This window comes from Providencia rettgeri (genome assembly GCF_023205015.1).
In the GTDB taxonomy this organism is placed as follows: domain Bacteria; phylum Pseudomonadota; class Gammaproteobacteria; order Enterobacterales; family Enterobacteriaceae; genus Providencia; species Providencia rettgeri_E.
On the sequence record NZ_CP096258.1, the window covers coordinates 4,408,004 to 4,419,971 of the forward strand.

Below are 11,968 nucleotides of genomic sequence, written 5' to 3' on the forward strand. Positions count from 1 at the left end.
TTTTACACACGCTAGACGGAATTATCGGACACGTTAGCGGTTAGTTTTCGGACATCGTAGCAAGGTAGCAAGAGTTTTCGGAGTCCATAAAAAGAGAATATTAATCTCACCTTGAAATAGGCTTGTATCTATTGGTATCACAGGGATTGATGAAGTAACGAGAATGACAATTTATGAAAAACTCATATTATTTCGGATTGAAAATGGCGAGGCATTATGAGACCACAATCAAGGCATTATACGGACGCATTACCAACTATCGGGCATGGCACTATAGCTACTATCAGAAAGTTTAAAAACAATGGTGAAGGCCTACAGTGGGATACTAGCGCAGGGAAATTAATCATTGGTAAAAACGGTGATAATTACTTGGTTGTTATAGGCGATAAGCGATTCTCTCTATCACTAGTCACTACTCAAGCAGGTTATGGCGTTCGCTATTGGTATTCATGCCCCTATTGCCGTAAACGTAGAGCAGAGCTTTATTTTAGTCGTAAAGATTTAGCCTGTAGAGCATGTTGGAATTTCCACTATGCCAGCCAGAGTGAAAACAAGCTTGACCGATTAAGGCGCAAGGTGCGAGTAGGTCGCTTTGCTATTTGGGGTTATAGCCCTGAGGTTAGTAACCTAACCAAACATGTGTATTCTTTCGATAAACCCAAAGGCATGAGATGGGAGAAATTCAGGGAGAAAGTAGCGGAACAGGCAAGATTAGAGGATTATTACTGGCAGGCGTTCATTCCATTTGTCGATAAATTAACGTCTCGTGTGTTGAAATTTAAATGATTAAATATAATAGTATTTACTATCAATAAAATAAAAAGTTAAACAGAAAGTGAGAAATATTATGACTGAAGCTACGAACTATTGGCTAGCAGGGGCTAGTTGGGATGGATGTGATCATCAAGATAAAACTTTCATAGAAAATAAAATTTGGGTTTTAGGATATAAAAAAAATGAAGATGAAGCTCAATATCAAAGAGCAAAAAAAATAAAAAAAAATGATCGGATAGCAATTAAAAGAATGATGGGAAAAGGGGCTTCTGAAATCAAAATACTACATATTGGTGTTGTTGAAGGTGTAGTGGATTATGGAAATTTAGTTATTTGTGTCGTTAACTGGCTAGTAACTAATAAAGATATTACTGTTGAAAGTAAAGGCTGTTTTGCCAGCATTCATGGGCCATATGAAATGGGAAATAATATAGAAACTGATAATTGGTTAAACAGTATTTTTTCCTTGTAACTACGGTTGATGTTTATTTTGATTGATTGGGCGAATTAAGTAATAAAATCGCCCTTTAACGCGCGATGAAGCAACTTGGTTTTAAATTCTGGACTTGATATCAACTGTCACTATCTAATTTTCCTGCTATATCCTTGTGGCGCTTCCACGCTGAATAAATATCCTTATCCCACGCTTTACCGCCTTTAGTTTGATAACCAGCCTCATTAATTCGTTCAGCGATAATCCGTCCGTTATCTATGCCCTCTGATAGCACCAAATTAACCACAGAAACGACAGCGGACTCATTATAGGTATACGGCGGGATATCTGCCTTACCAGCAATTAAAGACGCCACAGATGATTCTAGGCGTTCCACCAGCGACAGCATACGAGCATCAGGATTACTGTCTGGGCGGTTTAACTTCTCTTTGATAGCTGAGACTATCCACGTTGTTTTATCGCTGCCAGAATTCGATACAGCATCATTAAACAAAGCTTGAATTTCAGCAGGTAGACGAAAGGCAATAAGATTAGATTTACTCATGATAATAGTCCGTTATTAATTCAGTGAGTGCTTATTATATCAGCGTATAACACTGTTATACAGATTAGAAAATGTAAAATTGCTGGTGGATTTAACGGATAAATCCATAACTTAAAGTTAGGGTAACTTACTATAAAACAAGCAAAGCGTATTATTGCGCCTTGTAACTGATTGAATACATGGCAAAGCTCAAATTTGAGCACAGTCTAATTTTACCAATAGAATCAATCGGCTCATTTTTGAGCCTGTATTTATCAATAGAAACAGTGCCCTCAAAATTGAGGAGAGGTAACGATTGTGATTATGACCATAGTCGGAAAGGGCGACAGTTGAAATGCTACCCTTGGTACTAAGGACGGCTTGAAATGAAGCTCTCATATCAAAACCACAAATTAGTGCCTTTAGCCAAAGTAGCTAAATATTAGCCAGTACAGCTAACCACTCAAAAACACGGTGTAGTTATTTTGTTATCAAAAAGACTCACGGTAATAACGTACCAAAATGGTACTAATATAAACCACGGTGGTACTATCGTGTTGCTATAGTGATTGCAAGGTATCCGCTTTGGTATCCACCGAAAAGGCTATATTTTACTGGATACTCTATCCGCTGAATGTTGACAATTGTTGACAATTGTTGACATCAGAACCTGACAAAACCTGACATGAGAACAAAGTAAATGTTGTTGATTGTTGTGGTCGAAAACTTGTCAAAACTTGTCATCACGCCAAAGAAATTTATAAGCCCCGTTCAAAATCAAATAGGTACGCAGTAGGTATGTGTTTAATTCTCGCATTTCGCTATAATCAAATAAAATCATGATGTTGTGTAAAAGTACGCAGAATGGTACGCAGCAAAACAAGGGTAATAAGTTTGGACTAGTCTTGACGGATATAACTTGGTTGCCATTTTGACGGTTGCCACTCTGGTTGCCAGCAAAACAGCATGTTTTATGCTAGTGGAATGATGGGCTTTGATTATTCTAATTCAGCACAATCAAGGTATAGCGATAATCACAACACCTTTGAGGTATAGCCATGTTACAACGTGAAGCAATAGAAGCCGTTATGATGGAGTTAGCCCACCAGCAAGGACAATTACTCAATGGACGCGATAGGTTAGCAATTAGAACAGGTGTAGCCCAGACAATACAGGCTAAAGAGCGTCACAGGCGTAGAATGACAGCACCTACCTACCAATGGACGAAGCCAGCACAGAAACGGTGATGCGAAGATAATCGCAATGGTCAAATATTAAGCGATGCAAGAAAAAGTGCGACGGTATACAGGCTATAGGTTGCCTTGAAATCAAGGGCACTTAAGGCGACTGAATAGGACTCCTTGATATTAAGGAGTCATGAGGCTCTGAAATCGGAGGCTCGTCACTGGCTGGCAATATTCCAATAATGTCCACGAGATAAAAGTAACCACTTTGGTAACCACCAAAAGTAACCACAATGCAAATAAGCATTGCGATACCCATAGGACAATTTTGTCCTCTGAATATTAATTTCATACTGATAATAAAAACATCTCATAACGATAAATGTAATTATCTTAAAAGGATGGTCGTAATTAATTGGTAGATGTGAACTATATTTCATATAAAATATTCTACGCTTAGGACTTAAAGCCATAAACAAGAGTGTTATAAGCTATTAAATTGTGTCTGTGAGAAATATTATAAAAAAGGTGAAGCATTGTGAGCATATTAAAATCGATTTGGGATTTTTTTGGGCTTTATCAGACTAAAAAAATAAGAATTTTACATGCGTTAATTCTACTTTTGGTAATATCACAAATCATTGTGAGTAATTGGATGACGGGAACTAAGTCAGTAGTTGTTCCGTTTTTTGACGAGACTTATTTATTCACTTGGATTCATATCGTTTCAGGTTTTGTGCTTTTTTTCTTAACGTTCTTTTTAGTCGTGTTATGTTTTAACCAGCGAGGGTTTAGATATTTTTATCCCTATCTCTGGGGGGACTTTAAGCAAATCAAAGAAGATATAAACTCTCTTTTAGCTAAAAAGCTACCAGACAGCTCACCTAAAGGGCTTGCCGCGACAGTTCAAGGGTTAGGGTTAGGTGCTTTATCAATTGTTATTTTGTCTGGTATTGCATGGTTTATTCTATGGTTACAGCAGTCACCACTTGCTTTAGAGGCTAGAAGTATTCATAAATCACTCACAATTTTAATTGAGATTTATATTTATGGTCACGGTGGTTTAGGGATTATTCATTTTATAATTTGGAAAAAAAATAAAAATAAATAGGTTTGCTTGATACCTCATTGGCAATATGGGTGATTAGTCGCCCATATTCATTAAATGATATTTTGTTGCAATCTGTAGATGCTAATAAGTTACCGTGACGCAAATATGCGTTACTTAGTAAATCAATAGGTTATCTACTCTGAACATGAATGACTAAAGCTAAAATAACGGTCCTATTACGGTCCGTATAACGCGATTAAACGGCAAGATTACGGCAAGGTTAAACGGGGATGTTACGGGGAGGATTAAGCCAATAAATAACGGTGAGATTACGGTGAGGATTAAGTCGATAACGGTAAGGTTACGGTAAGGAATCAGGGCGAGATTACGGCGAGGTTTCCACAATGGTTTCCAGTGAAAACGCACTTTAGCAAATGGAAACTAACACTAAGGTTACGCTAAGGTTTCAGGCGGTCAATTTGACTGTTAGTAATGAAAACAATGTATTGCCACCTATTACCATTGGTCACTGAAACGATGACCAATGAGCGTTAATCTGGTTTTGTGACAGAATTAAGCGTTATCAATCAGTTATATTTTGATTCCGTCGATTTAACGGAATTAAGCATAATCAATAGCTTATAGATACATACGGGATTATCCCGTATCATCATGGATAAATTAACGTTTAGATCACCCCTAGAAATTAGAATTATTATCCGATCTTCCAGAGTCCCACTAGCATTATATTTTAACCCCTAGCTTATATTGTGATGATATCAAGATGAATAAACCAGAAATGAGAAAAGCAAAATCAATCAGGATCACCACGTCAGGAACGGTAATAAAAGCTCCTGAGCGAGTTAAAACAGCCACAGGTAAAGTTATGGCCACAATGACTATTCAGGCTGAGAGTGACAAGCGTAGCCCGTACCCATTAAAGATAGTGGCATTCGATATTAACGCGCTGGAGCTAATGACCTGCCAGAAAGGAAACAAAGTAACCGCTACAGGTCGCTATGAATGGTTTAATGGTTATCAGCTAACAGGGGCGCAGATAGTTACCTGTTAGTAAATGTTAGTATCTATAAGCCGATTTGAAATCAGGAAATCTAAAGAGGGCATTTCACCTCTTTAAGCTAACCCACAATTAGTTGCCTACCTTTAACTAACCCGAAAATATCGGCGCAGTTCGAATAAGTCCACCAGCCTACCTATTCTATTTTGTACACCTCATATTGAGGAGCGCAAATTAACCTCACCTCTTAAAGAGGGTAGCCTATCAGATGAAATATATTTTTCGGTTGCTATCGTTCCGTTTGAAACGGAGGCAGTGAAAAACACGGGTAGGGTTATTTCTGGTTGGCGAAATACACTAACGAATAAAATTCAATCAACTTAGATTCACACTACCTTTTAGGGTGTACCCAAGAGTGTACCCAATTAAAATATTGAATAGCACAAACCCTGTAACTAAAAGGCATTGAGTGACCTACTCTATGAATAAATTCAATATTGAATAATCACTCTGTAACGGTTTTAATCTATAAAGAAGCCAACCGATGAAGTAACCTTATTTATCGTTTGGCTTTTCTCTTTGAAAAGATCCTCAAACTAACTCGAAATAGGTGCCAATTTTCATGAGTTTTGGGCTTATATTTCATAAATCACCAATAGCATAGTTCCACAACAACCCTTCGAAAATATAAAAAGACAGGATAGTTCTTGGTCAACAAAAGAATTTACTCTTGCGGAAGAAACACTGACTGAACATATTTTGCGCGGAAAACGTAATTATGTTTAGCGTTAAAGCCACAAAAAAGAGAAAACCAAATTAATGGTTTTCCCTTAAGTTGAAAGTTATTTCTAACGAATCATCTTAGCTAGATTTGGCTTCTTTCAGTACCGCGTTCTTATCGTGGTGATAATGGAACGTAAATTGGAAAATTATTGCTAATACTACGGTATAAGAAGCAAAAACTAACCAAATCATTTGCCAATCTTTAATACCATCCACCGTATAGTAGTCGACAACTAACCCACTTAGTATCGCACCGAAATAGGCACCAACACCGTTAACCATCGTCATAAATAAGCCCTGAGCACTCGCGCGCATACGCGTATCCACTTCTCTTTCAATAAAGATGGAACCTGAAATATTAAAGAAATCAAATGCGCAGCCATAAACAATCATCGACATGATCAAGAACATCAGCCCGATGGCAGACGGGTCACCAAATGCAAAGAAGCCAAATCGGAGTGTCCATGCGAACATACTTAATAACATGACAGTTTTAATACCATAGCGTTTCAAGAAAAATGGAATTGCTAAGATAAAACACACTTCTGCCATTTGAGAAATCGATAATAATATCGATGGATATTGAACCACCAAACTATCTTGATATAGCGGGTTCAGACCAAAGTCATGCAAGAATGGGTTACCGAACGTATTGGTAATTTGTAAAACCGCGCCAAGTAACATAGCGAATAAGAAAAATACCGCCATAATGGGCTTTTTGAATAACACTAAAGCGTCTAAACCGAGCTTACTGATCCAACTACTTGAAATCGCTTTTTTATTCACATCAATTTTTGGCAAAGTTAATGAATAAAGCGCTAAAAGTAATGAGCTACCACCAGCAATATAAAGTTGCATACTACTTAGCTCAAATTTCAGTAAGCTAATACTCCACATTGCAACAATAAAGCCAACCGTACCAAATACCCGAATAGGTGGGAAGTTACTCACGGAGTCGAGCTGATATTGGCTTAATGATGAGTAGCTGATGCTATTTGAAAGCGCAATCGTTGGCATAAAGGCCATTGCATTAATTAACATCACCCAGAACATAACGGTTGAACTCGTGACTGTTGCGGCATAAAACAATGCAGCAGCCCCAATTAAATGGCAAATCATATATAAACGATTTGCTGGAATATATTTATCTGCAATGATTCCGATAAGCCCGGGCATTAGAATGGCAGCAATACCCTTTGAGCTATACACCATACCGACTTCTGCACCAGAAAAACTCAATGTTTTCATCATGTAGGAACCGAGTGTGACTAACCAACTTCCCCAAACAAAATATTGCAGGAAAAGCATGATTTTCAAGCGGGATTTAATGTTCATACAAAGCTCCGTTTGGAGTTATATTTATTTGTTTTTATTTTCAACTCAGCAATGGCAACACCCATGAGGATGACAGCAACACCAACAAACTGAATTAATTCAAGGGGTAACTGCAATACTGTCACGGATAATAAAATCGTGACGGGCAGCTGCATTGAGCTAACAATGGTCGCTAAGCTGGTACCGATTAGCGGGGTTCCTTTAGCAAACATCCACATGCCAAAGAAAGAACCAAAGAAAGCCAGAGGTAATCCATATGAGAAAAATAGAGATTGAAACGTTGATGCACTCAGTAAGAATGTTGGCGGAACGACAATTGATGTCAAAATTGCGCCTCCTGTAACCATGATTGCAGAACGCATCATAGGATCTGTTTTAACCGCTAATGCACCGCTGACATAAACACGAATAGCATTTGATAATGCTGCACATAATCCTAATAGCACACCAAGCCAGTGAAATACGATCCCAGAACTATTTAACAAACCTGTCGCTAATACTGTTCCGATTAATATCACCACAACAGATACCATGGTCATCACGGGGGGCATTTGGCGACTAATAAATGCGTTAATTGCAACCCCCATCCATGTAAATTGCAAAAATAAGACAACACCAAGTGCCGGAGACAAATACTGCAATGATGCATAATACAAAAGCCCGGTTAACCCTGTTGTCGTCCCAGTGAGTAACATTAATAGGCCTTGCCTGCGTGTTGGCCATACTAGACGCGCTTTTTTAACCAATGCCCCCGTAACAACAAAGAACCACAGTAAAATCGCACCTAATACTGTCTGGCTACCGATGACATCATTCAAAGAATATCCTGCACGATAAGCCAACACCACAAGCGTTGAAAGAATGCCATAACTACAAGCGCCTAAAGAAACTAAAATCAGACCTTTAAGTTTCATCTCAATATTCACCTTACTTTAGCGTTATGGACATCTTTATATTATTTTGAGAAAAAGAATCTATAAAACTAGAAGCGAGCAATCACGCCAGTCACGAGTTTCAAGAAAGTCGCTTTAACTTTTTCTGCTGTTTCAATAACTTCGTCATGGCTAAGTGGCTGCTCTAAAATACCGCAAGCCATATTGGTTAAACAGGAAATACCGACGGTTTTAATTTGTGAATGGTGAGCAACTAGCGCTTCTGGCACAGTAGACATACCAACAGCATCTGCGCCTAAGGTTCTGATCATACGAATTTCAGCAGGAGTTTCATACGTTGGACCAGTCCACCATGCATAAACACCTTCACGAACAGAAACACCTTGTTCAGCCGCTACATCTTTGATTGTTTGGCGTAATTCTTTGTTATACACCTCACTAACATCTAAGAAACGAACACCTAATTCAGGGTTGTTTGGCCCCATCAATGGATTATTTGCCGTTAAATTAATATGATCGGTAATAATCATCAGGTCACCTGGGTTAAAATCAGTATTTACTGCACCGCAGGCGTTGGTGATAATCAATTTTTCGACACCCAATGCTTTCATCAAACGCACAGGGAAAGTGACTTGGTCAAGGGAAAAGCCTTCGTAGTAGTGAAAACGGCCTTTCATGGCAACCACATTTTTACCTGCGATAGTGCCGATCACCAATTCATTGGCATGTCCTACAGCTTCAGATTTAGCAAAATGAGGAATTTCACTATAAGGAATATGGACGGCATTTTCTAATGTATCTGCGAACGGGCCTAGTCCTGAGCCTAAAATAATCCCCACTGTTGGTTTAATATCTGTGCGAGACTGAATAAAACTCAAGCTTTCTAGAATATCTTTTGTGTGATGCATGGCTGTCTCCAAATTGACATCGACTAAAAATTGTTAAAATCGATCATAAAGCAATTTAAAAACAGAACAGCGATCTTAATCTCATTTTAAGAAAAAGATTTTAGCTATGATGTGTCACAAGAAGCAGAATCTTATGCGTATATTTGCTAGTCTTTAGCGCAAGAATCGGAATGAAAAGGAGTGGGGCGCTTGTTACATACACTATTAAATGAATTTCGCACCTCAAAAAATTCAAAAACACAAAAACTAAAAACTCTTTACCGGTTAATTTTAAACCACGGCCCCATTAGGGCAGAAATGCTAACATCACTTGCTAACATGAAACCTGCAACTTGCGCTCGGTTACTTGATGAATTGGGAAAAAACCACTTAATTTCGACCTCTGAACTCGGGGAGTCAACTGGTGGCCGTAAACCTATCCTCTACAATATTAATGCTGCAGATGGTTACCTGATCGGCATTGAAATGAGTGACATATATTCAACGATTGTTTTACAAAACCTAAAGTTAGATATTTTAGGGATAGTAAAAGTGAAATATGAGCACCAAGAAACCGCAGAAAACATGGTGGACCATCTGCTTAATAAATTAGATGTTTTATTAGCTGAACATGGACTTAACGTAAAAAGCTTGCTGGGTATAGGTATCGCCATCGACCATATTTTAGAGCGCGATAAACTGCCATATCATCAATATCACTCACGTATAAAAGAACTTCACGACTATATTTCCAGTAAAGTACCTTGCTTTGTGTTACTCGGGAGCGGGATTAGTTTTGCCGCTTTTGCTGAGTATCGTTTACGTTATACTTCTGATAGCCAGCGGTTTTTATTCACAACCTGTGATACTGATATTCGCAGTTGCACCATCATCAACAATCAATACGCTCCGGCTCCCATTAGTACTGCTCAAGCCTTTGGTCATACAACAATTGATATTAATGGCCAACGCTGCGAATGTGGGTCATTTGGCTGTTTAAAGCAATATAGTTCACTGTCTGCAATTAAATCACGCGTGATCCAGCAACTTAGGTTGGGAAAAAGTTCAATAATCAATGAATTAGTTAATGATGAGTCTGAAATTAGTTACCATACTATTTTCCACGCACTGACATTGAACGATGACTTATGTCTCGAAGCACTTGGCGAAGCGGCCTATTATTATGGTATCGCTATCGCTAATGCCATTTTAACGACCCAAGCAGATGTAGTGGTATGTGGTGGAACTCTAACCCCTAAAAATCATTTTTTCGAGATGACCAAAAAGTCTATTGAGGAGAAACTCTCTATTTTTCCTCATATTAAGACACGTATTTATCCCGCCAATGATTCATACGAAATTGTTGCTCAAGGAGCGGGGGGAATGGTCATGGAGAAATACCTCGCTGATTAAGCCGTTCTTCCATTAAAACGGATAGAGTGTAGAATAAATCAACGAATCTATACTCTATCACTAGCAATGAGGGGATCATGTTAGAATTTGAACACATCAGCAACACGACGAAATCACTGGTACTACAGCAACTTGCATCTCAATCCTCTCTGGTTCATTGCATGACAAACGACGTTGTTCAGACCTTCACTGCCAATGTCCTGTTAGCACTCGGCTGCTCACCTGCCATGGTTATTGAGCCTGAAGAAGCGGAGCAGTTTGCCGCTATCGCTCACGGCTTGCTAGTTAATGTCGGCACATTAACCGCAGAGCGACGATATGCGATGAAATGTGCAGTTAACAGTGCGGAGCAGGCGAAAAAACCTTGGGTACTTGACCCAGTTGCCGTAGGTGCACTCAGCTTTCGCACCCATTTTTGCCATGAATTGCTGGCTCTCAAGCCTGCCGCTATTCGCGGTAATGCCTCTGAAATTATGGCATTGGCAGGAAGCAGTGCAGGCGGTAGAGGCGTTGATTCCCTTAACACCACTGATGACGCCCTTCCCGCAGCACAATTATTAGCGAGACAAGCTAAGACTATTGTCGCGATAAGTGGTGAAGTGGATTACATCACCGATGGAACACGCACCTTTGCGGTGTCTGGTGGCCATATTTTAATGACTCGAGTGGTCGGTACGGGGTGTGCTCTTTCTGCGGTGGTTGCTGCATGTTGCACCCTACCGGGTGATAGGCTGCAAAATGTTGCCGCGGCTTGCGCTATCATGAAACAAGCCGGAGAAGCCGCAACCCAGCGTTGCCATGGGACGGGTAGTTTTATCCCTGAGTTTTTAGATGCGCTTTATCAATCGCTTTGTTGTGATCAATAGCTTTTGCTATTTCGATAACTTTGTTGTAATGAAAACTTGGTTTCATTTATTAGAGCCGAGTTTTCTTCCCTCTTACTTTTCTTGACCAATGACGAAAGTTATCTCTGAAACGAATAAATCGATAAACAAAATTTTTGCTATCAGGTTCGATATTGTAAAAACGCTGTAATGCAATTAAATCATTTGCTTTGCAAATAGCAAAATTACCATAGTCTGATAAATCAATAACCTTAAGCCCTTCATTGGTTATAACAAAGTTCCCTGCGTGGATATCATTAGAAGATAAACCATATCTATGTAATTGGTTTATAATGGTTTTCATCTCTGTATAGTAAGGCTTGATATCATCAATTTCAGATAAAACAGTTCCTTCTACATACTCAGCAATAATCCATGTTTCTACTGACTCGCGACCGACCATTTTTTCTGCAACAAAGTAAATATCATTCGTTACAGTGCATCCCTTATTTTGTGCGGTCACCAGACGTTTCAATAAACGTGAATAAAAAGGGCCTGAGATAATACGCATTAACCGTTTTTCAAAACGCTTATCACGTTCTTTCTCACATTTAATAATAAAATTTTGCCCATTGACTTGAATACGGGCAACGCTTCTATCGATATTTCCGCTACTTAAATTCTTACCCGCGATCTTCCCATCAATATAATCATTAACAACTTGCCAAAAATCTATCTCACCTTCTTTTTGAAAGGTGATAAAACCGTCTTTCTGTTTTTTTATTATTTTCTGCATAACAAAATAGCCAATTTTTAATCAATTGGCGGA

At 38.8% G+C, this 11,968-nt stretch carries 12 protein-coding genes; 7 read left to right on the forward strand and 5 right to left on the reverse strand.

From position 1 onward, the window contains the following. The first annotated feature begins 216 nt into the window (after positions 1-216). Complete coding sequence (locus tag M0M83_RS20330; protein WP_187710246.1) at positions 217-786, forward strand: hypothetical protein; 570 nt, start codon at positions 217-219, stop codon at positions 784-786. A 61-nt stretch (positions 787-847) separates the two neighbouring features. Next, positions 848-1,246 (forward strand): hypothetical protein, encoded by a 399-nt coding sequence (locus M0M83_RS20335; RefSeq protein ID WP_172767317.1) that lies wholly within the window; start codon positions 848-850, stop codon positions 1,244-1,246. A 100-nt stretch (positions 1,247-1,346) separates the two neighbouring features. Here M0M83_RS20335 and M0M83_RS20340 read toward each other — a convergent pair whose 3' ends face one another. Further along, positions 1,347-1,772, reverse strand: a complete 426-nt coding sequence (locus M0M83_RS20340; RefSeq protein WP_172767316.1) for a hypothetical protein — start codon at positions 1,770-1,772, stop codon at positions 1,347-1,349. Between the two features lie 1,037 nt (positions 1,773-2,809). On the opposite strand from M0M83_RS20340, the gene M0M83_RS20345 reads away from it, so the two are divergent. The 3 genes from M0M83_RS20345 to M0M83_RS20355 all read left to right on the forward strand — a co-directional run bounded on the left by M0M83_RS20345 (position 2,810) and on the right by M0M83_RS20355 (position 5,058). Then, entirely contained in the window at positions 2,810-2,998 is a 189-nt protein-coding gene (locus tag M0M83_RS20345) for a hypothetical protein (protein ID WP_187710247.1), read from the forward strand. A gap of 475 nt (positions 2,999-3,473) precedes the next feature. Next, the gene (locus tag M0M83_RS20350; protein ID WP_248467284.1) at positions 3,474-4,046 is read left to right on the forward strand and encodes a cytochrome b/b6 domain-containing protein; all 573 of its coding nucleotides are present in this window, start codon (positions 3,474-3,476) and stop codon (positions 4,044-4,046) included. Positions 4,047-4,770: 724 nt separating this feature from the next. Continuing rightward, positions 4,771-5,058: a hypothetical protein gene (locus M0M83_RS20355; RefSeq protein ID WP_195698545.1), complete on the forward strand. Its 288-nt coding sequence runs from the start codon at positions 4,771-4,773 to the stop codon at positions 5,056-5,058. Between the two features lie 807 nt (positions 5,059-5,865). Here M0M83_RS20355 and M0M83_RS20360 read toward each other — a convergent pair. From M0M83_RS20360 to M0M83_RS20370, 3 genes are all read right to left on the reverse strand, one after another. Then, positions 5,866-7,122: a nucleoside permease gene (locus M0M83_RS20360; RefSeq protein WP_125895063.1), complete on the reverse strand. Its 1,257-nt coding sequence runs from the start codon at positions 7,120-7,122 to the stop codon at positions 5,866-5,868. Then, a complete protein-coding gene (locus tag M0M83_RS21905; protein ID WP_125895065.1) occupies positions 7,119-8,036 on the reverse strand; it encodes a DMT family transporter in 918 nt (305 codons plus the stop codon). Before M0M83_RS21905 ends, M0M83_RS20360 begins: the two co-directional genes overlap by 4 nt. A 68-nt stretch (positions 8,037-8,104) precedes the next feature. Next, complete coding sequence (locus tag M0M83_RS20370) at positions 8,105-8,923, reverse strand: purine-nucleoside phosphorylase (RefSeq protein ID WP_125895067.1); 819 nt, start codon at positions 8,921-8,923, stop codon at positions 8,105-8,107. A gap of 297 nt (positions 8,924-9,220) precedes the next feature. Here M0M83_RS20370 and M0M83_RS20375 point away from each other — a divergent pair, with 297 nt between their 5' ends. Next, complete coding sequence (locus M0M83_RS20375) at positions 9,221-10,315, forward strand: ROK family protein (protein WP_248467285.1); 1,095 nt, start codon at positions 9,221-9,223, stop codon at positions 10,313-10,315. Between the two features lie 77 nt (positions 10,316-10,392). Beyond that, positions 10,393-11,181, forward strand: coding sequence for a hydroxyethylthiazole kinase (gene thiM / locus M0M83_RS20380; RefSeq protein WP_213913799.1), 789 nt, complete (start codon positions 10,393-10,395; stop codon positions 11,179-11,181). 49 nt (positions 11,182-11,230) lie between these two features. Here the strand turns inward: thiM and M0M83_RS20385 are convergent, their stop codons facing one another. Then, complete coding sequence (locus tag M0M83_RS20385) at positions 11,231-11,935, reverse strand: lipopolysaccharide core heptose(II) kinase RfaY (RefSeq protein ID WP_213913801.1); 705 nt, start codon at positions 11,933-11,935, stop codon at positions 11,231-11,233. Positions 11,936-11,968: the final 33 nt, after the last annotated feature.

Excerpts from the sequence above, each read along its gene's own strand:
- M0M83_RS20330 (WP_187710246.1), top strand. The coding sequence starts at position 217 with ATGAGACCACAATCAAGGCATTATACGGACGCATTACCAACTATCGGG.
- M0M83_RS20335 (WP_172767317.1), top strand. The coding sequence starts at position 848 with ATGACTGAAGCTACGAACTATTGGCTAGCAGGGGCTAGTTGGGATGGA.
- M0M83_RS20340 (WP_172767316.1), bottom strand. The coding sequence starts at position 1,772 with ATGAGTAAATCTAATCTTATTGCCTTTCGTCTACCTGCTGAAATTCAA.
- M0M83_RS20345 (WP_187710247.1), top strand. The coding sequence starts at position 2,810 with ATGTTACAACGTGAAGCAATAGAAGCCGTTATGATGGAGTTAGCCCAC.
- M0M83_RS20355 (WP_195698545.1), top strand. The coding sequence starts at position 4,771 with ATGAATAAACCAGAAATGAGAAAAGCAAAATCAATCAGGATCACCACG.
- M0M83_RS20360 (WP_125895063.1), bottom strand. The coding sequence starts at position 7,122 with ATGAACATTAAATCCCGCTTGAAAATCATGCTTTTCCTGCAATATTTT.
- M0M83_RS21905 (WP_125895065.1), bottom strand. The coding sequence starts at position 8,036 with ATGAAACTTAAAGGTCTGATTTTAGTTTCTTTAGGCGCTTGTAGTTAT.
- M0M83_RS20370 (WP_125895067.1), bottom strand. The coding sequence starts at position 8,923 with ATGCATCACACAAAAGATATTCTAGAAAGCTTGAGTTTTATTCAGTCT.
- M0M83_RS20375 (WP_248467285.1), top strand. The coding sequence starts at position 9,221 with ATGCTAACATCACTTGCTAACATGAAACCTGCAACTTGCGCTCGGTTA.
- thiM (WP_213913799.1), top strand. The coding sequence starts at position 10,393 with ATGTTAGAATTTGAACACATCAGCAACACGACGAAATCACTGGTACTA.
- M0M83_RS20385 (WP_213913801.1), bottom strand. The coding sequence starts at position 11,935 with ATGCAGAAAATAATAAAAAAACAGAAAGACGGTTTTATCACCTTTCAA.